The sequence below is a fragment of the Brevibacillus centrosporus genome, from assembly GCF_003710815.1.
Taxonomy (GTDB): Bacteria; Bacillota; Bacilli; order Brevibacillales; family Brevibacillaceae; genus Brevibacillus; species Brevibacillus centrosporus.
This window is the reverse complement of the sequence record NZ_RHHP01000023.1, coordinates 110,135-130,828: the sequence shown is the minus strand read 5'-3', so window position 1 is coordinate 130,828 and position 20,694 is coordinate 110,135. Positions and strand designations below refer to the sequence as shown.

Sequence of the window (20,694 nt, the reverse complement as noted above, 5' to 3'; positions counted from 1 at the left end):
CTATCTTCACTCCCCTTCTGCAAACAGGGCAATGATTTCTTCCGGCGTTTTTGCTTGAACCGCTCGAGTGACATTTTCCTCCTCCGAGCAAATCACCGCAATATTGGAGAGAACCTCCAGATGCTCGTCGCCGATGGCTGCAATCCCGATCAGCAAATAAGCTGTATTGCCTTCCCCAAAATCGACGCCATCTGGAACCTGCACGATGGAAATGCCCGTAGACAGGATCTCTTGCTTCGCTTCATTCGTGCCATGAGGAATGGCTACTCCACTACCAATATAAGTCGTCGCAAGCGCTTCTCTTTCCTGCATTTTATCGATGTAAGCCGCGCTGACATGTCCTCCCTTTACCAACAATTCTCCTGCCAGACGGATGCCTTCTTCTTTGCTCGCTACCTTTGCGTTCATCATGATTTTTTCTGCTGTCAGTACGTTGCTCATTTTACTCTCTCCAATCCTGTCTTTTTCAGGCAGTAGCTGTACAGCCTGCCTGCTATCTCTTCCGTGATGCGCTGTCCTTCTCCTGATTCCATCAACCTCTGCGCTTCTTCCTCAATCAGCATCGAGCTGATCTCACTCAGCACTTCCAGCCCTTCTCGCGGCGTGCCATTGGGACTTAGCAGCATGAGCAGGATGCGAGCGGACATGTTTTCCTCGTCCATCGACCTCAAGGAGACAGGCTCCTCAAGCAGATGAACGGTGAACGACACCTTTGCGACGGCATCGCTTTTGGCGTGAAACAAAGCCATGGAGGTACCGGGTATCCCCAGACCGCCAAGCTTTTCTCGGGCCAGCAAGTGGGCCACAACCGTATGCACCTCGTGAACGCTGCCGCTTTTCTCCAGTTCGCCCACGATCGCGCTCAGCATCTGTTCCATCGTTTTCGCGCGGTTATTCCAGGTCCGCACCAGCATCCCATCCACCAATTCGGTGGCATACCGGGTATATTGACTCAACATCTTCAATTGCTGACTGGCCTGATTTGCTACAAGCGGCCGCTCTGTCCCTTCCCAGTTTGCTTTGCGCGATTGCCCCGCATTCAGCAAGTAATACTTGATCTTTTGAATGTCTTCTTGCGGCAGCAGCGGACTGACTACCACATATTCCATCGGACTTGCTGGCAACGGGATGGTGGAAATGATCAGGTCATATTCACTCTCGGGAACACGACCAAGCTCAAACAAGGACAGATTCTGCAGGCTGACGATCTCCGGAATTTCCCGGCGAATCCGCGTTGCCAAAATCTTGGACGACCCGATGCCGCTGGAGCATACGACAAGCGCCCGATATCGCTGCTGCTCCTGCTTTGTCCTCTCCAATGCGGCACCCAAATGCATCACCAGATAGCCGACTTCCTCTTCCGGCACGTGCAGGTCGGGGAATATTCTCTCCGCCGCCTCCTTGGCAACCGCGAACAATTCGGGATAATTCTGCTTAATCTGCTCCAGGATAGGGTTTCTGATTTCCATCTTTCGTTTTAACCGATAATGAGCCGGCTCCAGATGTGTCAAAAGCCCATGGAACAAAGAAGTATCCCCCCGAAGAGGTATTCCCAACCGCTCCTCGCAAAGCTGAATCAGCTGCTGGGTGGCCACGAACAGTTCCGCATTTTCCGGCCACAGCGACTCATCCTGAGAATTCCTCAGCTTGGCTCCGCGCAGATGCATCGTGATGTAGCCGACCTCGGCGGCAGGAATCTCCATATCGAACGTCTGCTTCAGCCTCTCCATGATGGTTTGTGCAGCCTCGTATTCGGAGGTTCCCATCAGCTCGTTTAGCGTTAGCTCGTCGAAATGAATGTTTTCACCTTTTTCGACCCTCTCCACAGCCAAAGCCAGATGGGTAACCAGACCGATGTACGCACTATCTGCAAGCGAGTACGGCAGCTCCTCTTCCAAATGACTCAGTGCATTTTCCACTTTGATCAGCTTTTCCCGGTCAATCAGGCCCAAAAGACGCTCCGAGATCGAATCGACATCCCGCAGGTTCTTGTTCTGAATGTTATCCCGAATGATCTCGATGACTTGATGGTCGTCCAAATGATCCGATAGCAGCCGGCTGATGGCACGACGCTTGGAGGATTCGGAACCGTTCAGTTCAACGCCATAGCCCCTTTTCCGCAACAGGCTAAGCTCGTACTGAGACAGCATCAGCTCCAGATCGTCCAGATCGTGACTGATGGTTGCCGTCGTCACCTTCAAGTCCAACGCCAGCGAAATGAGCTTCACTGGCTCCGTCGCCTCCAGAAGCGCACACAAAATCAAGACCTTTCTCTCCTGCGGCGTGTACTCCGTCGTTGTCTGGTGCAGGATATTGATGCGCAGCGACTGCTTCTCTTCCTGCGTCCCCACTACCTCGACTCCTGCGCCCGCCTTTCGTACCAGTTTCAATCCATGCTGTTCAAAAAAGACTGCAAGCACATCCAATTCCCGATGAATGGTGCGTGCACTGACTCCTATCTGCTCGGCGACAGCCCCTACAGTCAGGCTATCCTTCTGTTCTTGCAGCAAAATCTCGATGATGGCTCGTTGACGTGAAGATACCCGCAAGGTTCCACTTCCCTTCGCAGAAAAGAGGGAAAACGCTAGCTCGCACTAGCGTTGGTTCCCTTTAGCTCAGACGTTTGACCAAATTGTCGTATTCCGGGCTGTTCAAAAAGTTATCAATCGAAATATGTTCCGCTTCAGGTGCCTTTGCAACCGCGCGCTCCGTCAGCGATTTATGGGTAATAACAATGTCTGCATCCGCAGGAATGTCGTTGATCGCTGTATTGATTACCGTGATTTCCTCCAGCCCGGCAGCTTTAAATTTCTTCCGCAGGGCCGCAGCTCCCATCGCGCTCGACCCCATACCGGCATCGCATGAGAAGACTACTTTTTTCACATCAGATGCTGCGATTTGAGCTGTAGTTGCAGTTGCAGCTACTTCTTCGGTTTCTACTGCTTGCTGTTTTTTGCCTTTCAGCTCTTGCATCTTCTCTGTCGCTTTCGCCAATTCCTCGTCCTCATTTTTGCTGCTCATTTTCAGCAATGCCGAGGCAATCACAAAAGAGACGACGGTCGCCACGATCACACCTGCCCATACAGGGAGCAATCCTCCACGTGGGGCCATGGCAGAGAGAGCGAAGATACTACCTGGAGATGGTGGCGCTACCAATCCTGCACCCAGCAGAGTAAAGGTGAACACGCCAGCCATACCGCCGCCAATTACCGCCAAAATCAAGCGTGGGTTCATCAAAATGTACGGGAAGTAAATCTCATGAATCCCACCAAAGAAGTGGATAATCACAGCGCCAGGAGCAGATTGCTTCGCATTGCCCCGACCCACCAGCCAGTACGCGAGCAGGATACCCAGTCCTGGACCAGGGTTGGTTTCCAACAAGAAGAAGATGGATTTACCGACTTTTGACGCTTCATCCAGCCCGATTGGACTTAGAATACCGTGGTTAATGGCGTTATTTAAGAACAATATTTTCGCAGGTTCAATGAAAATGCTTGCAAGCGGTAACAATCCAGCATTGACGATAACCTGTACGCCAGCAGCGAGCGCTTTGCTCAGACCTTCTACGACAGGACCAATCGCGAGGAAGGCCAGCAGCGTCAGCAGCGCTCCAAGAATCCCTGCAGAGAAGTTGTTGACCAGCATTTCAAATCCGGACTTAATCTTTCCTTCCAGCGACTGGTCCACTTTTTTCATGACCCAACCGCCGATCGGACCCATAATCATGGCTCCCATAAACATCGGGATGTCTGTACCGACGATGACACCCATTGTTGCAATTGCCCCGACGACACCGCCTCGGACATCGTGAATCATTTTACCGCCTGTATACCCGATCAGCAGCGGCAGGAGATACTTGATCGTCGGATCGACCAATTTTGCCAGACTTTCATTTGGTAACCAGCCCGTCGGAATAAAGAGCGCAGTAATCAGACCCCACGCGATAAATGCTCCAATGTTCGGCATGACCATCGCGCTCAAAAAGCGGCCAAATTTTTGTACCGAGACTCGCAATCCACCTGAACCCTGATTGTTTGTGGCTACTTTCCCCATACAGGACCCTCCTTTACCTGAATCTATTTGTTCATGACAGAATTAAAAAGTATGTTTGCTTGCTTCAAATATAAAGCGTTTACATCTGCGCCACAACAAAATCAAAAGGCTATGTTGTCTCGATTAATGTTGACAAAAGTTAATTGAAAAAATCAAAGGATGTCCCATTCAAGTGAAGAAATGAATAAAAAAAACGCGGGAAGTTGAAGTGCGCCCGCGTCCTTAGGTTAAGTGGTCGGTGAAGCTGTGGTGGAGAAGAAGGAAAAGGGATGGCTCACGTCGTTTATACTTTCTGATTCAGTAAAAAAGACCCCCGCTTTAGCGGAGGCCTTGCCTGTCATCATCTTTTCAATTAGCGCTGTCTGTCACTGCGTGGGCGAGAATCTCCTGTACGTGGACGGGATTCACCGGAACGAGGGCGGAACTCGCCGCTGCGTGGGCGGGATTCTCCCGTACGTGGGCGTTGCGGTCTCTTCGCACCATAACCACCGGAAGTACCTTTTCCTTTTGGAGGGAACTTCTTCTTGCTGACACGAAGCGGTGCTTCTTCTGTGAGGCGAACTGGCGTCATATCTGGTTCCTTCGTCAAGAGCTTCAGGGCTGCGGACACGAGTGTTACGGAATCAACGTCCTCCAGCAGCTGTTCAGCCAATGTTTTGTAGGCTTGCAGATTTTCTCTGCCTGCTGCCTCCAGCATTTTCTCCACAGCCATGCGTTGTTGACCTTCCATTGCCTCAGACATCGATGGAACAGAACGACGCTCCATGCGACGGTTTGTTGCACGCTCGATCAGACGCAGATGGTCGATTTCACGAGGAGAAACGAAGGTGATCGCAAGGCCTGTTTTCCCTGCGCGACCCGTTCTGCCAATACGGTGAACATAGCTTTCGGAGTCTTGCGGAATATCGAAGTTGAATACGTGGGTAACCCCGCTGATATCCAAACCACGAGCAGCAACGTCTGTTGCTACCAGCACTTCGATGGTGCCTTCTTTAAATTTGCGCAGAACACTGTCGCGCTTCGCTTGGTTCAAGTCGCCGTGAATTCCTTCTGCTCCGTAGCCACGCTTAGTCAAAGCCTCGGAGAGCTCATCCACTCTGCGCTTGGTGCGACCAAAGATAATCGCCAGCTCAGGGGAATGGATATCGAGCAGACGGCAGAGCACGTCAAATTTTTGCTTCTCCGCTACTTCCATATATTGCTGCTCAATGTTTGGAACAGTTACTTCTTTCGGCTTTACGGAAATGAGGGTAGGATCCGTCATGAATTGCTGCGCGATTTCTTGAATCGCACGTGGCATTGTCGCCGAGAACAACAGCGTTTGACGGTTTTCTGGCACTTCCTTCAGAATTTCCTTGATGTCATCGATGAAGCCCATGTTCAGCATTTCATCTGCTTCGTCCAATACAACGATTTCGATCGCATCCAGGCGGATCGTTCTTCTTCTCATGTGATCCATGAAACGGCCTGGTGTAGCTACGATGATTTGTGGACGTTTTTTCAATGCCTTGATCTGACGAGTGATGTCTTGACCACCGTAGATCGGCAAAGCTGTGATCTTCTTGAATTGAGCGATCTTGTTGATTTCCTCAGCTACTTGCACAGCCAGTTCACGAGTTGGTGTCAGTACCACACCTTGGATATTGCCGTTTTCTTCATCCAATCTTTCGACCAACGGAATACCAAACGCGGCTGTTTTCCCGGTACCAGTCTGGGCTTGCCCGATCAAATCCCGTCCTTGCAGAGCAACCGGAACGGTTTGATCCTGAATGGCTGTAGCTTCTTCAAATCCCATATTGCTCAACGCTCTAACGATAGAGTGATGTAAACCAAAATCAAAAAAAGTACTCAATGCTTTTCAGTCTCCTTTTTCAAAAACCTTCTTCTATAAATATCTCACTAAAAAAGGGCACTATTCCTTACGATCCGGAACATGCCCTCTTATCCCCGATTGTACAAAAGCACCCCACAAAGAACATAGCTGTAATCGTAACACGGATCTTATGAAATTGCAAATAGCAGACTGCCTTTTCAAGACTAGCCAAATTCACCCAAACCCATCACTTCAGCACATAATCAGCCAGGACACTTTGCACCTCAAATATGTTTAGGTTTTTGTTAAACTGGCGTTGAATCGGCATTTGGCTACCCGAGATGTATATGGTAAGTTCGGCATCCAGATCAAAGCTGCCTGCTGTCTCCACACTGAAATGCGTGATGCTTTTGTAGGGAATGGAATGATACTCCACCTTTTTCCCTGTAAGTCCCTGTTTGTCGATCAGGATAAATCGTTTGTCCGTAAACAGAAAAAGATCCCTGATCAGTTTGTAGGCCTTTTCGATTCGTTCATTTCTCCCAAGCAGATGCCCAAACTCGTTCTGCGCCTCTGCGACGCTGACTTCCGACGCATTTCCCATCAACCCATCAAACAAACCCATTCTTCTCGCCCTCCGTCCCTGTCACATTCGCCATATGTATATGGATTAAATTACCACTCTTTGCATGAAAAAGAAAAGAGACTAGCCGCCTAGTTTTCAGGCGGCTGCACAAAAACTTACCAATATTGCTGGGGGTATCCCTGGGCAGATGGATGCATTCCCTGCGTTTGTCCGTAGGGAGGCTGCATCATCTGGGGCTGCATCATCTGATGCTGCGGTTGGGGATAGGGAAGCTGGTAACCGTATACTTGCGGCTGTTGCTGCATCTGACCTTGAATATGTCCTTGATGGCAATTCACGGGTGGCCCAATGAAAGTCGATGTCTGGATCGGCGACACTGTCTCCCTCCATTGCCCTTCGTTCAGACAGTACGTATGAGCCATGACGTCGCTTGGCGTTAAACGCAATATATCCGAGCCCAAGATTACCTCAGGGATCGGAGCATTAAAGATGGCGATCAGGTGCGTATTATCTGCTGTTGCCATCTCCCAGTGCCACCATCCTTGCGGGATGTTCGTCACTTGACCAGGCATGATGTGGTAAGTAGATACTTCATTCGTAAACGGATTGATGAGCGAGACATTCGCAGCACCTGACACGCAGTACACGAGCTCCGCAGCATTCTGATGATAATGCGGCTCTACCACGTTTCCCTGACTTAGAAATATATCTAGAAGGGAGACATTGTCCAAGGAATTTAACGTTTGTGTAGATAGCACATTAATGTAGTTTTGCCCATCCTTCGTAAAGAGCCTGTTGCGATTGACATCATCGAAGTATTGGATAGAAGGCGATTTATAATCAAGATAAAGCGTCATGCCTGCTTCAGCCCCACTTCACTGCAAATTTCCCTACTCCATATCCGTATGATATCGGCTGACAGGACGTTCGCCCATTTGCCCAGTTGGCTCTCACCCGTTTCCCTCCCCAATCAAAAAAGCTGAAGGCCATGATGCGCCCCCAGCTTCTCCACACTCTTCATTTGACTTAGCTCAGTCCTACTATGTTGCCATCCTCGTCGGCGTAGAGCGATTCCGCTGCAGGCTTTTTCGGCAAACCAGGCATCGTAACCAGACTTCCCGTGAGTGCCACAATGAAACCAGCCCCTGCCGAAATGCGGATTTCACTGACGGAGATGGTGAAATCGGTAGGAGCACCCATTATATCGGCCCGATCCGTAAAAGAGTACGGTGTCTTTGCCATGCAGACAGGGAAATGCGTGAGACGCATTTCCTCGATTTTTTGCAAGGTCTTGAGTGCAGACGGCGAAAAAACGACGTCCGAGCCTCGATAGATTTCTTTTACGACCGTTTCCATCTTTTGCCTGGTCGTTTGGTTTTCCTCATAAAGAAAACGGAAGGTCGATGGCTGTTCAGCTGCACGAGCCACTTTTTCAGCCAGCTCGATTCCACCTTTGCTGCCCTCAGCCCAAACATCTGAGAGTGCCGCTTCCACGCCCAGCTGTTGGCAGAAGGCCACCACTGCATCTATTTCTTCTTGCGTGTCTGTCGTGAAATGATTGATAGCCACCACGGTAGGCACTCCGAATTTTTTCAGGTTCTCGATATGACGGCGAACGTTGGCAAACCCACGCTCCAGCGCTTCCAAATTAGCTACAGACAGGTCAGATACTTTCACTCCGCCGTTGTATTTCAAGGCCCTCACGGTGATCACGACGACAGCTGCTGCAGGGGTCAGTCCGGCCTTTCTGCACTTGATATCAAAAAACTTCTCTGCTCCCAGGTCTGCACCGAAGCCCGCCTCTGTCACCACGTAATCCGCCAGCTTGAGTGCCGTTTTCGTTGCGATGACACTGCTGCAGCCATGCGCAATATTGGCAAAAGGCCCACCATGAACCAAAACGGGTGTTCCTTCGATAGTTTGCACGAGATTTGGTTTGATAGCTTCCTTCAAAAGCACGCACATTGCTTCTACGGCATGAATTTCTTCGGCACGCACCGGCTCATCATCAAAGTCGTAGCCAATGATGATCTGGTTCAGACGCTCCCGCAAATCTGCCAGATTTTCGCTCAAGCACAAAATGGCCATGATTTCGGAGGCTGTGGTAATCATGAATCCATCTTCCCGTACCATACCGTTTCCATCGCCTACACCGACCACGATATTTCGCAATGCGCGGTCGTTCATGTCCATCGCCCGTTTCCATACGATTTTCTTTGGATTCAGGCGACGCGGATTTCCTTGGAATATATGATTATCGATCATGGCAGCCAACAGATTGTGGGCGGAAGTGATCGCGTGGATATCCCCCGTAAAGTGAAGGTTGATTTCGTCTGCTGGGAGAATCTGCGCCTGACCGCCTCCGGTGGCTCCCCCCTTGATTCCCATACATGGACCGAGAGAAGGCTCCCGCAGTGCAGCGATGGTTTTCTTCCCCAAAGCGTTTAGCGATTGGGACAACCCGATCGTCGTGAGCGTTTTTCCTGCTCCCGCCGGGTTGGGATTCATTGCTGTCACGAGAATCAGTTTACCGTCTGGACGATCCTTTACCTTTTCCCATAGTTCATCCGATAATTTGGCCTTAAACTTTCCGTACAGTTCCAGATCCTGCTCTTCGATACCTGCTGCTTTGGCAATCTCGACAATCGGCTTCATTCCGTGCCTCCCTGCAATCGGTAAATTCGTTGTTTCATGACCAACTTCTACATTCCACATTCTAGTCGCTTCTCCTGTCCCCCGAGCTGCTTTTGTCGTGGAAAAAGGAAAAAACCCGCACTCTGTAGGTTACACAGAATACAGGCTTAGTAGATCAACGAAATTACGCTCCGAAGATTTTCCCAGGATTGAGGATTCCCCTTGGATCAAGCGCTTGCTTCAGCGACTGCATGACATCGAGTGCTTCGCCATGCTCAATGCGCTGGTACTTCGCTTTTCCGACACCGACACCATGCTCACCCGTGCACGTTCCCCCTCGACTCAGGGCGTATTCTACGAGATGTGCGTTCAAGGCTTCTGCTCGGGCAATTTCGTCTGGGTTGTTCAAATCGATCATCAGGATGACATGGTAGTTGCCGTCCCCTACATGGCCTAAGATCGCACCGTCCAAATCCGAACGGTCTATCGCCTCTCTGGCATCGACGACCGCTCCCGCCAGCTCGGAAAAGGGCAGGCAAACGTCTGTCACCATCATTTTCTTGCCAGGAGACTTGTGAATAAACGCATACGCCATGTTGTGCCGCACATCCCACAGCTGGGCACGTGCCTTGGAATCTGTCTCAAACAGAAACTCCGTGCAGCCATGCTCACCAGCAATGCTTTGAGCGAAATCGATATCATGTGCAAGCCCTTGCTCACTGCCGTGAAATTCGATGAACAGCGTAGGGTATTCTGGATAGCTTGTCTCTTTGTATGCATTGACCTGACGGATCGAGCGTTCATCAACCAGCTCAATCCTCGCCACCGGCACACCCGCGGAAAGAATATCAACCACGGTATCTACTGCATCCTGGACGGTCGGGAAGCAAGCACGTGACGCCATCGTCGCCTCCGGAATCCCGTACACGCGCAAGGTCAATTCCGTGAAGGCACCGAGCGTTCCCTCCGAGCCGACAAACAGCCCGGTCAAATGGTAGCCCGATGAGGACTTTGCGGTCATGCTGCCTGTGTGGATGATTCGCCCATCTGCCAGCACGACTTCCAGATCGCGCACTTGATCGCGCATGACGCCATAGCGTACCGATGTCGTACCACTCGCATTGGTGGCAGCCATCCCCCCTACAGTTGCATCAGCTCCAGGATCGACAGAGAAGAACAGCCCGTGCTTTTTCAATTCCTTGTTAAGCTGAGTCCTCGTCACTCCCGGCTGTACGCGAACCAGGAAATCCTGCGGCCGCACCTCCAAAATTTGATTCATCATCGAGAAGTCCAAGCTGATCCCGCCCTGATACGGGATAGCATGGCCCTCCAGACTGCTCCCCAGCCCAAATGGTGTGACTGCTATATGCTGCTCGTTTGCCAGCTTCATGATCTCACTTACCTCTTGGGCGCTTTGCGGAAACACCACGACATCCGGCAGGTGCGGTGTATGGTACGATTCATCATGACTGTGGTGCTCAAGTACCGTCGGGTTCGTCGTGACTCGCTCGCTGCCCAGCCACTCTTTTAATTGTTGGACGTAATCCACGGTAATGCCTCCTCCCTTTACTTACTCAAGTTGACTAGCCACAAGCTGATTTCCGGTACATAGGTGATGAGCATCAAATCGACACACAAGAGAACCAGGAACGGTATGGCTGCCCGCTCAATCGCCGAGTTGGACAGCTTCGCGATATTTCCGGCTACCAGGAGGTTCAGTCCCACCGGTGGCGTCAGCATCCCAATCGCGGAGTTGACGACCATGATGACCCCGAACAGAACTGGATCAATCCCCAAAGCATTCGTAATCGGCAACAGAATAGGCGTCATCAGGATGATGGTCACCGCTGTTTCCATAAACGTACCCAAAATGAGTAGCAAAACGTTGATGATCAACAGCGTAATAAAGGCGCTATCAGTAATCCCCAGCATGAATTGGGCAATTTCCTGAGGAATATTTTCCCTGGTCATGATAAATCCAAATGCATTGGCTGTCGCGATAATCAGCATGATGACCGCTGTCATAGTAGCGGAGCTTGAAAAAATTTCACCCAAGTCTTTCCATTTGATTTCCCGGTAGACGAACAAGCCTACCACCAGACCGTATACAACGGCTACTACTGCCGCTTCTGTGGAGGTAAAAATCCCACCGTAAATACCGCCCAAAATAATGACCGGCATCAATATTGCCAAAATCGCGTCTTTAAAAGCTTTCCAAACGTCTAACAGGGAATGCTTTTCTCCACCGCCCCAACCATTTTTCTTACTGATCCAGAAAGAATAGGCGATCAGGGAAATAGCGACGAGAATCCCCGGTCCAATACCGGCAATAAACAAATCGTTAATAGAAGTACTCGCTGCCACCCCGTACAATACCATCGGGACGCTTGGCGGAATCATGACCCCAATCGTACCGCCCGCTGCATGCAGAGCAGCCGAGAAACGGACGTCATACCCTTTTTTGACCATGTGCGGGATGAGAATGCCCCCTACTGCTGCCGTGGTCGCAGCCGAGGAACCGGATATCGCTGCAAAAAAGGTACAACCCATAACCGCTACAATCGCTAATCCTCCCGGCAAAGTACCGACGAGCGTGTTCGCAAACTTGATCAGGCGCGCAGAAATCCCGCCTGTCTCCATCAGCTTACCTGCCAGCAGGAAGAACGGAACGGCCATCAACGGGAAAGAGTCGGTCCCGTTGAACATTTTTTGAATGACGACCAGCAAAGGAATATTTCCCTCAACCATAAAGGCCACAACTACCGAGAGCCCTAACGCGACGGCAATCGGCACATTAATGATCAGGAGAACCAATAGTGTTAAAAAGAGAACAGTCCCCACAATCGATTCACTCCTTCCCCGTGATGTCTTTCCAAGTGACATGGAGTACGTTCATGATGAGCAGTACACCGCTGATCGGAATCACCATGTAGACGTAGCCCATGGGAACGAGCAGAGTGGGAGATGTCTGTGTCATGCTTCGCGCGGCCAGAGCATATCCCTGTTGAACCATGACCACAAAAAAGAAAATGCTGAGCAGCGCCGCGATACTCAAAACGATCTTATTCATCAACGGCGACAAAAACTTCTGAATATACTCGGTACCGATATGGGCTTTGAGGGCCATTGCATAGGCTGAGCCGAGGAAAGTAATCCAGATCAGCAAATAGCGCGCCAGCTCCTCTGTCCACGCGAGCGGCTGATCAAGGAAGAACCGAAAGAGTACCTGGAGAAAAACAGCCACGATCAGAACGGACAGCATGAGAATGACGACGAAGCGAGTCAATTTATTGAGTTTGGTAATAACAGTGCCCACAACGGTTTCTCCTTTCGCAGGGAAAACGGGGGAGAAGAGCAGCTTCTGCTGCCCGTCTCCCTTCTGCCTTTACTTCGTATTCATAATCTCATCAACCAGTTCTTTGCCGAACTGACCGGAAAACTTGTCATAGACTGGCTTCATCGCATCACGGAACGCTTGCTTGTCTACATCCTCCGTGATGGTCACGCCTTTCGATTTGATATCCTTGATCGCTTCCTCTTCCATCTTGATCATCAGCTCGCGCTCATATTGACCCGCTTTTGTTGCCTCTTCGGAAATCAGCTGCTGCACATCTGCAGGGAGCTTATCCCACACTGGCTTACTAAAAAGGATTAATGCAGCGGAGTACACATGACCAGTCAAAGACATATGCGTCTGCTTGGAATCGTACAGCTTGTACGTTTGTGCGACGATGGCTGGGTTTTCCTGAGCATCTACAACCCCTTGCTGCAGAGCAGTCAGTGCTTCCGTCCATGCCATTGGCGTCGGTTTCGCTCCCAAAGCTTCAAAGGCTGCCAGGTGAATCGGATTTTCCTGCGTGCGAATCTTCATGCCTTGGATATCGGCAGGAGTCTTGATGTCTTTTGTTCCATTTGTGATGTGGCGGAAACCGTTTTCAGCCCATGCCAGACCAACCAGGTTTGCACTGCTCAAGTCTTTCAGAATGTCCTGTCCCACTTTTCCGTCCAGAACCTTGTAAGCTTGGTCCCGGCTTTCAAACAGGAACGGCAGGTCGAGCACGCCCAGCTTCGAATAGAAGTTGGTTACAGGTGCCGTAGACGTAATGGACATATCTGCTGTCCCAAGCGTAAGCGCTTCCGTCAATTCGCGTTCCGCACCCAGCTGGCTCAGCGGGTACACTTCGATTTTCACTTTTCCGTTGGAGCGCTTCTCCACATCTTCTGCCATCTTTTTCAGAGCCAGGTTATACGGGTGGTCTTCTGTCAAAGAGTGACCTGCTTTAAAGACAAACGTTTGTCCATCACTTTTCGGCGCTTCTGTCGGTGCTGCTTGACCGCCGGTGTTTTGTCCGGAAGGCTGAGCAGCTTGACCGCCTCCGCCCCCTCCGCATGCTGTCAGCAGCATCGAAACAGACAGCATGCCCGATAATAGAAAACCCCATTTTTTTCGCAACATCTCTCTAATTCCCCCTGATTGTCTACTCTATTTTTATTACATTGAATTCATTTAATAATATGAAAATTTTATCGATTTGGCTAGATGCCTCTTCCACCGTCTACATTCATCACTTCACCTGTCACGATCTTGGACAGATCAGAAGCCAGATACAGAGCGGCTTGCGCAATATCCTCCGGTTGAATCAACGTACCGAGCGGCACACTGCTGATAAAAATATCCTTTTTGCCCGCTTCGACTTCGGCTTCGTCACCATTGATGAATTTGCCGAGCATCGGTGTCTCAGCAGGACCTGGATTGATGACATTTACTCGAATCTTGTACGGAGCCAGCTCGATAGCCAGCGCTTTGCTCAGCATGATCGCCGCCCCTTTGGACGCGCAGTACGCATTCAGCCCTGGACGCGCACGGATGCCAGCAATCGAGGCAATGTTGATGATGCTTCCTTTATTGCCCGCTTTCATATGGGGAACTGCATGTCTGGTAGTCAGGAAGATCGATTTCGTGTTCACGTTCAAGGTCCGATCCCACTGCTCCAGACTCAGCTCCTCGATCGGGGTAAAAGCTTGCGGTACACCCGCGCAGTTGACCAGTACATCCACAGAGCCAAATGTCGAAACGGCCTCCTGAATCATCGCTGCCACGCTCTGATCATCGGATACATCTGTTTGAACAGGCAGAGCCTTTCCTTCTGGCAGCTCCTGCGCGACCTTCTCTGCTGCTTCTTTGTTCAAGTCAGCAAGTACTACGCTCGCTCCCTGTTCGGCAAACAGCGTAGCAATCGCTTTTCCCATGCCCGATGCGGCACCTGTTACCACTGCGGTTTTTCCTGCCAATAGTTGTCCGTTCATAGATTGATAACCACCATCCTCTCTTCTGTCATTTCCTCGACTGCATAGCGAGGACCTTCCTTGCCCAAACCGCTGTTTTTCACACCGCCATACGGCATGACGTCGTTGCGATAAGTAGAAACGTCATTGATCACGACTCCGCCATACTCCAGGACGCGGGCAGCTTTCATCGCAATGTTCAGGTCGCGGGTAAAAATGCCAGCCTGCAGGCCGTATTCAGAGTCGTTGGCTTGTGCAAATGCATCTTCGAGATCATTGTACGGAATGATCGTTACAACAGGAGCAAACACTTCTCGGCAGACGACTTTCATTTCTGGCTTGGTGTCCACCAGAACCGCTGGATAGAACAAGGCGCCTTCCCGCTTCACTGGCAAGAGTGATGTCGCTCCCTCGCTGATGGCTTCGTTTACCCATTCCTCTGTGCGAATTGCCTCTTTTTCACTGATCATTGGACCTACATCCGTGTCCGGGTCTTCCGGATTCCCGACTTTCAGCTGCTTTACCTCAGCGATGTACAGCTCGGAAAACTCCTGGAAGACAGACTCGTGCACGTAAATGCGCTGAACGGCGATGCAAGCCTGCCCTGCATTGTGGAAGCTTCTCGCCGCTGTTTGACGGGCAGCAAGCCCCAGATCGGCATCCAGATGAACGATATTCGGAGAGTTGTTCCCCAGCTCCAGCGCTACTGGACGCATACCGCTGCGCTCTTTAATATGGCGGCCAACCTCGCCTGATCCGGTAAAGGTGTACATCGCGATCCGCTCTTCGTCGAGCAGCCACTCTCCTACCTGACTGCCCGCTCCGGTCACGATGTTGATGTAGCCTTTAGGCAATCCCGCCTCTTCCAAGACCTCGAGCAGCAGGAATGTGGCAATCGGCGTCACGGTAGCCGGTTTGACGACCAAAGTGTTTCCTGCAGCGATAGCAGGAGCGATCTTGTGCGTGCTAAGCAAAAGCGGGTAGTTGAACGGGGTAATCGCACCGATCACGCCCTTTGGTACGCGGATCGTAAAGCCCAGACGGTTCTCTGAGCCTTCTGTCGCCTGCAAAGGAATCATTTCGCCGTGAATCTTTTTTGCTTCCTCCGCAGACAAGCGCAAGGTATTGATGGTGCGATCCAGCTCGTTCATGGCGTCCTTGCGCGTTTTGCCGACCTCCCGGATCAGGGAGAGCTCCATCTCGTCGCGGCGAGCTTCCATCAGCTCAGAGGCCTTCAGCAAAATCTTGTAGCGCTGGAAAGGAGTCAGGCTGTCCTGCTTGAAGGTTTTCGAGGCCTTCTCGACAGCGTCCGACACGTGATGCTGTTCTGCTTTCGCGATCTGCGCGATGCACGCGCCTGTATATTTGTGATAAACAGGAATGTAGCTGTCTGTTTTTACCCATTCGCCACCAATGTAGAGATCATATGATTTCGTTTCCATTCTCCCGTTGCCTCCCTCTATTTCTATTTGGTTGCCTGGTAGATTTGACGAACGATTTCGTCGCCCAGCTCTCTGGTGGTAGCTTTGCCGCCCAGATCAGGAGTCAGCACTTTTCCATCTAGGAGAACTTGTTCGATCGCGTTCATGATGACCGAGCTGATCTCTGGCAGATCGAGATGATCCATCATCATGCTGAGGCTCCAGATTTGCGCGATCGGATTGGCTATCCCTTTTCCTGCAATATCAGGTGCAGAGCCATGAATAGGTTCAAACATGGACGGGAATTTACGCTCCGGATTGATGTTGGCAGATGGGGCCAGTCCCAGACCACCGACGATGGCAGCTCCGAGGTCTGTTAGGATGTCTCCAAACAAATTACTCGCCACGACGACATCGAACTCTTCCGGACGCGTGATAAAGTAAGCGGCCAGCGCATCGATATGGTAGAGATTCGTAGTAATGCCAGGGTGCTCCTGGTTCACTTCTTTTACGATCTCATCCCAGAACGGCATGGAGTGGTTGATACCATTGGACTTGGTCGCGGCAGTCAGTCTCTTCTTCGGACGCTTTTCTGCCAGCGAATAGGCGTATTTCAAAATTCGTTCTGTTCCATAGCGGGTAAACACATTGTTTTGCACAGCCAGCTCATAAGGTGTGCCCTGATGCATCCGCCCTCCCATGTTGGAGTACTCGCCCTCGGTATTTTCCCGGACCACCACGAAATCCAGGTCGGCATGGTTTTTATAGCGAAGCGGGCTCTCCAGACCTTTCAGCAGCTTTACTGGACGCAGATTGACATATTGCTGAAAAGCGCGTCGGATTGGCAGGATCAGTTCCCATACGGAAATATGGTCAGGAACCCCAGGTGCTCCAACTGCACCAAGCAAAATCAGATCGTAGTCTTTTAATGTATCCAGTCCATTGTCAGGCATCATCTTGCCATGCTTAAGGTAATAGTTGCAGTTCCAATCCATCACATCATTGGCAAAACGAACGCCACCATGGCTTTCTTCAATAGCCTTCAAAACCTTTAATCCTTCGTCCATTACTTCGGGACCGATCCCGTCTCCCGGTATCACCGCGATTGAATAATGAAGCAATCGACTCCCCCCTCGAAAAAGATCTAAATTTTTTGACGATACAGACAATGATTATTGCATGTTTAATGCCAACTGCTTTTACAGCGATCTCTTTTCGTAAAACGCTTTCATGACAGGGATAGAAAATTGTCGAAGAATAGGGGCTTCACCATAAAGCAACAAAGTGCTGCAACATAACGTTGCAACACTTTGCTCATTGGATATTGTACTGCTTCATCTTTCGCCATAGTGTCGTTCGGTCCATCCCCAATACTTTAGCCGCCAGCGTTTTATTGTGTCTCGACTGCTGCAAGACGGCGATGATCTTGGCCGCCTCCGGGTCGATGTGACCGCTTGGGGATGCTCCTGGGACGCTTGCAGGTCTTGCCACTTTTCTCGCGTACAAAAACCCGACACTCTCCGCAGTGATTCGTCCGTCCTTGGCCATGAGCACGCTTCTCTCTACCACGTTGCGCAGCTCACGCACATTCCCCGGCCATGTGTGGCCTTGGAGGATTCGATAAACCTCATCATCAATTCGCTCTATTTTTTGCTCATGCTGTTCATTGACCTCTTGTACTATGCCTTTTACCAGCTCCGGTATATCCGTCAAGCGGTCGCGCAAAGGCGGTACATCGAGCTTGAGCATATTGATGCGGTAGTACAGGTCTGCGCGGAAATGCTCCCTTTCAATCTCTTCTGCCAGGTCGCGGTTCGTCGCAGCTACAATACGCACATCGACAGGAATAATCCTTTCCCCACCTACGCGTCTCACCCGACGCTCCTGCAACACTCTGAGCAGCAGCACTTGGATGCGCAGCGGCATCTCTCCGATTTCATCCAAAAAAAGCGTCCCGCCGTGGGCCAGCTCAAAGAGACCAGGCTTCCCTCCCTTTTTCGCTCCTGTAAAAGCACCTTCCTCATAACCAAACAGCTCGCTCTCCAGCAGGCTCTCCGGCAGTGCCGCACAGTTAACCGCTAAAAACGGTCCCATCGCCCGTGTGCTTTCCAGATGAATTCCTTGAGCGAACAGCTCCTTGCCCGTACCTGATTCCCCTGTGATCAGCACGGTAGCATTTGTCCGGGCAAACATCGCAGCCTGTTCTTTTGTATAGAGAATCTCCGGTGAGGAGCCGATGATGCTCTCCAGTCGATAACGGGCTTCCAGTCCATTTTCATGCAGCTTTTTGCGCAGCGACATCTCCATTTTCTGTATGTCGATGATTTCCTTGAAATTGGAGACCGCTCCGACGATCTGGTCCTTTACGATGACGGGAATCCGGTTGATGACAATGGATCGATCGAGAACCGTTGCTACATCGCCCAGCTCCTGTCGACCCGTCTTTAAGACACGCAGCATATCAGAGTGGGGAATGTAATCCGTGATTGGCTTACCCAGGACGTCGCCATTTAGCCCTAGCAGCAGCTTGGCATGCTCGTTCACCAGCGTGATATGACTGTGCCGATCAACAGCGATGACGGCATCGTGTGCAGAATTGACGACAGCCTCCATCAGATGCTTTTCTCGCAGTCGAACTCGGGTGTAGGTGATTAACGACTCCGCCTGCTGCACGGCACGACGCAATGTGGCAATCGATGGCTCTACCAGGTGCCATTCTCCGGTTGGCGGCTTCTGTGGCAGCATATTTTTGTTCCACTTGGGGCTAAGGTAATACGTCTGCTCCTGGTCCTCCTGCCATTCCTCTTGCAGCTGAAAGTAAAGTTTTGCCTCCCCTGATAGCTTCTGCTCAAGGTCGTACTCTTTCTCCAGCCAATACTTCTCTTTCCGGGAGCCGCAAACGACAACGGCTGGCAGTCGCGCTTCCTTTTTGCACAGCCGCTCCCATACTTTTCTTATGTCATTCAAATCGATCGAGAGGCAAACGACCGGCAACGAGTAGGATTCCAGCTCTTCTCGATACGGCTCGGTTGTGATGACGACGAAAGGATTCATCATTTGGTCGATGATCGATTTGATCGAATAGAAGTACCCAATCGGATGACGACTACTTTCTAGCAAGGCAGCTATTTTTCTCTCCAGCTCTTTGTCCAGCCTGTACAAGGCAATCATAGTTCCTCCTGATTCATCTGCGCCAAGATACGGTAGTCCGCCAGTTTGCGATACAGGGTATTTCTCCCGATCTGAAGCAGTTTCGCTGCCTGGCTGACATTTCCTCCGCACTTTTTCAACGCTGTTTTGATCGCCTCACACTCCATATCTCGCAGTGACAGTGCAGTCCCTTGGGCGGCAGGAACACCCTCTTCCTCCACTCCCTCTAGTTGGATATGCTCGCAGTCGATTTCGTCATCCTCTGTCAAGAATGCAGCTTGAATCAGCACGCCTTGCAGCTCGCGCACATTCCCAGGCCAGGAATAGGACTTGAGCATGGCCTGCGCCTGCTTTGTTAGCGTGATCTGACGGTCTGGAGCGATTTGACTGATCTGATGCGCAGCCAGCTGCAGGATGTCGCTGCGTTTTCTCAGTGGCGGCAGAGAGACGACTACCCCTTTGAGTCGGTAATACAAGTCAGCTCGAAAGCGGCCAGCCTTGACCTCATCCGGTAGATGCCTGTGCGTTGCTGCAACCACCCTCGCATGAACGGGCCGAGCCTGGTTGCTTCCAACCGGGGTCACTACCTTTTCCTGCAAAACACGGAGCAAGGCAGCCTGGGCCCGCAGCGACATGTCCCCGATCTCATCCAGAAAGATCGTTCCTTTTCTGGCGGCTTCAAACTTGCCGATCCGCCCCTCCCGTTGAGCTCCGGTAAAAGAGCCGCCTTCATAACCAAACAATTCACTCTCGATCAAATTTTCCGATATCGCACTGCAGTTCACCGCTACGAAAGGTTCCTGCGCACGTGGTCCTGTTTGATGGATCATCTGGGCAAACAGTTCTTTTCCCGTCCCGCTCTCCCCTAAAATCATCACAGGGAAGTCGACCTGGGCAGCCTTTTGTGCGAGAGCCTTTGCTTGAAGAAAAAGCGGGCAGGAGCCAACCAGACGCGGAAAAGGCTTAAGCAGGGGAGTCGGAGCCGCCGAAGGCCAGGTGCGGCGCCGTTTATCTTGAACGGTCCGTGCGCCTCGCTCCAGGTCGGGGTCCAATTGTTTACCGAGCATATCTGATCCGAGCAGCTGCTTTGCCCTCCGGTTTATACCCACGACGCGCTCATCGTGATCAAGCCCGATAAGCGGCAGCCAAGGCTCCCAATCGTTGTGCTCAGGAGTATCCGGCAGCGACATGACTCGCTCCGCCTCCGCAAACAAAAGGCGGTTTTGCAAGGCTTCGGCAATCATGCAGACAATCGTTAAGGCAAAGGTATGCGTGTATTCCTTTCTTGTACTGATATCGATTACACCCAACAGCTCGCCCGAAGGTGAAAAAACCGGGGACGATGAGCACGTCAGGAAGTGGTTCTCACGAAAATAATGCTGTTCTCCAAAAATCTGTATCGGTTGCTGGGCAATCAGGGCTGTGCCAATCGCATTGGTCCCCTTGTTGCTCTCCTGCCAGTTCGCGCCGATCTGCAGCTGCACCTTTTGCGCATGATCGGCAAAGACAGGGTCTCCTACCGTATGAATAATGTTTCCGTTGCGATCGGACAGAAGCGCAATGTGCTCCGTCGAATGCAGGAAGGGAGACAATTTGTTAAAAAGGGGCAGGCTCTCTCGAATCAGAGGGTGATTTTCCTGAATGATTTCTTTGATTCGATTGGTGGAAATGATTTGATCATTCGCCTTCTGCGTGGCTACGAGGTTCGATTCCTGACAGCGCTTCCATGACTGCTGGACAATCGTTGACAA

16 protein-coding genes are annotated in these 20,694 nt (G+C 51.1%); all 16 read right to left on the bottom strand.

The genetic code is table 11. The features are described from left to right. Positions 1-6: 6 nt before the first annotated feature. The 16 genes from EDM55_RS18530 to EDM55_RS18455 all read right to left on the bottom strand — a co-directional run bounded on the left by EDM55_RS18530 (position 7) and on the right by EDM55_RS18455 (position 20,694). Positions 7-441 carry a PTS mannitol transporter subunit IIA gene (locus EDM55_RS18530; protein WP_092268415.1) on the bottom strand — a complete coding sequence of 145 codons (435 nt, stop codon included), beginning with the start codon at positions 439-441 and terminating at the stop codon, positions 7-9. Next, on the bottom strand, positions 438-2,549 hold the full coding sequence (locus tag EDM55_RS18525) for a BglG family transcription antiterminator (protein WP_122961022.1): 2,112 nt from the start codon (positions 2,547-2,549) through the stop codon (positions 438-440). The genes EDM55_RS18530 and EDM55_RS18525 overlap by 4 nt, the downstream gene beginning before the upstream one ends. 61 nt (positions 2,550-2,610) lie before the next feature. Then, complete coding sequence (locus tag EDM55_RS18520) at positions 2,611-4,053, bottom strand: PTS mannitol transporter subunit IIBC (protein WP_092268417.1); 1,443 nt, start codon at positions 4,051-4,053, stop codon at positions 2,611-2,613. Positions 4,054-4,405: 352 nt separating this feature from the next. After that, on the bottom strand, positions 4,406-5,905 hold the full coding sequence (gene cshA / locus EDM55_RS18515) for a degradosome RNA helicase CshA (protein ID WP_092268418.1): 1,500 nt from the start codon (positions 5,903-5,905) through the stop codon (positions 4,406-4,408). A gap of 208 nt (positions 5,906-6,113) precedes the next feature. Beyond that, complete coding sequence (locus EDM55_RS18510) at positions 6,114-6,491, bottom strand: PH domain-containing protein (RefSeq protein ID WP_092268419.1); 378 nt, start codon at positions 6,489-6,491, stop codon at positions 6,114-6,116. A 116-nt stretch (positions 6,492-6,607) separates the two neighbouring features. Beyond that, positions 6,608-7,309 carry a cupin domain-containing protein gene (locus tag EDM55_RS18505; protein WP_122961021.1) on the bottom strand — a complete coding sequence of 234 codons (702 nt, stop codon included), beginning with the start codon at positions 7,307-7,309 and terminating at the stop codon, positions 6,608-6,610. A gap of 169 nt (positions 7,310-7,478) precedes the next feature. Continuing rightward, positions 7,479-9,107 carry a formate--tetrahydrofolate ligase gene (locus EDM55_RS18500; protein WP_246070851.1) on the bottom strand — a complete coding sequence of 543 codons (1,629 nt, stop codon included), beginning with the start codon at positions 9,105-9,107 and terminating at the stop codon, positions 7,479-7,481. A 163-nt stretch (positions 9,108-9,270) separates the two neighbouring features. After that, positions 9,271-10,635: an FAD-binding oxidoreductase gene (locus EDM55_RS18495; RefSeq protein ID WP_092268422.1), complete on the bottom strand. Its 1,365-nt coding sequence runs from the start codon at positions 10,633-10,635 to the stop codon at positions 9,271-9,273. 17 nt (positions 10,636-10,652) lie between these two features. Further along, entirely contained in the window at positions 10,653-11,927 is a 1,275-nt protein-coding gene (locus EDM55_RS18490; RefSeq protein ID WP_092268423.1) for a TRAP transporter large permease, read from the bottom strand. 7 nt (positions 11,928-11,934) lie between these two features. After that, the gene (locus EDM55_RS18485; protein WP_092268424.1) at positions 11,935-12,402 is read right to left on the bottom strand and encodes a TRAP transporter small permease; all 468 of its coding nucleotides are present in this window, start codon (positions 12,400-12,402) and stop codon (positions 11,935-11,937) included. 69 nt (positions 12,403-12,471) lie between these two features. Further along, positions 12,472-13,542: a TRAP transporter substrate-binding protein gene (locus tag EDM55_RS18480; RefSeq protein WP_122961019.1), complete on the bottom strand. Its 1,071-nt coding sequence runs from the start codon at positions 13,540-13,542 to the stop codon at positions 12,472-12,474. A gap of 80 nt (positions 13,543-13,622) precedes the next feature. Then, complete coding sequence (locus tag EDM55_RS18475) at positions 13,623-14,393, bottom strand: SDR family oxidoreductase (RefSeq protein ID WP_092268426.1); 771 nt, start codon at positions 14,391-14,393, stop codon at positions 13,623-13,625. Then, positions 14,390-15,814 (bottom strand): aldehyde dehydrogenase family protein, encoded by a 1,425-nt coding sequence (locus tag EDM55_RS18470; protein ID WP_122961018.1) that lies wholly within the window; start codon positions 15,812-15,814, stop codon positions 14,390-14,392. The genes EDM55_RS18475 and EDM55_RS18470 overlap by 4 nt, the downstream gene beginning before the upstream one ends. A gap of 23 nt (positions 15,815-15,837) precedes the next feature. Then, positions 15,838-16,914: a tartrate dehydrogenase gene (locus EDM55_RS18465; protein ID WP_092268428.1), complete on the bottom strand. Its 1,077-nt coding sequence runs from the start codon at positions 16,912-16,914 to the stop codon at positions 15,838-15,840. A 193-nt stretch (positions 16,915-17,107) separates the two neighbouring features. Beyond that, on the bottom strand, positions 17,108-18,964 hold the full coding sequence (locus tag EDM55_RS18460; protein ID WP_122961017.1) for a sigma-54 interaction domain-containing protein: 1,857 nt from the start codon (positions 18,962-18,964) through the stop codon (positions 17,108-17,110). Next, positions 18,961-20,694: a sigma-54-dependent Fis family transcriptional regulator gene (locus EDM55_RS18455; RefSeq protein ID WP_122961016.1), complete on the bottom strand. Its 1,734-nt coding sequence runs from the start codon at positions 20,692-20,694 to the stop codon at positions 18,961-18,963. Before EDM55_RS18455 ends, EDM55_RS18460 begins: the two co-directional genes overlap by 4 nt.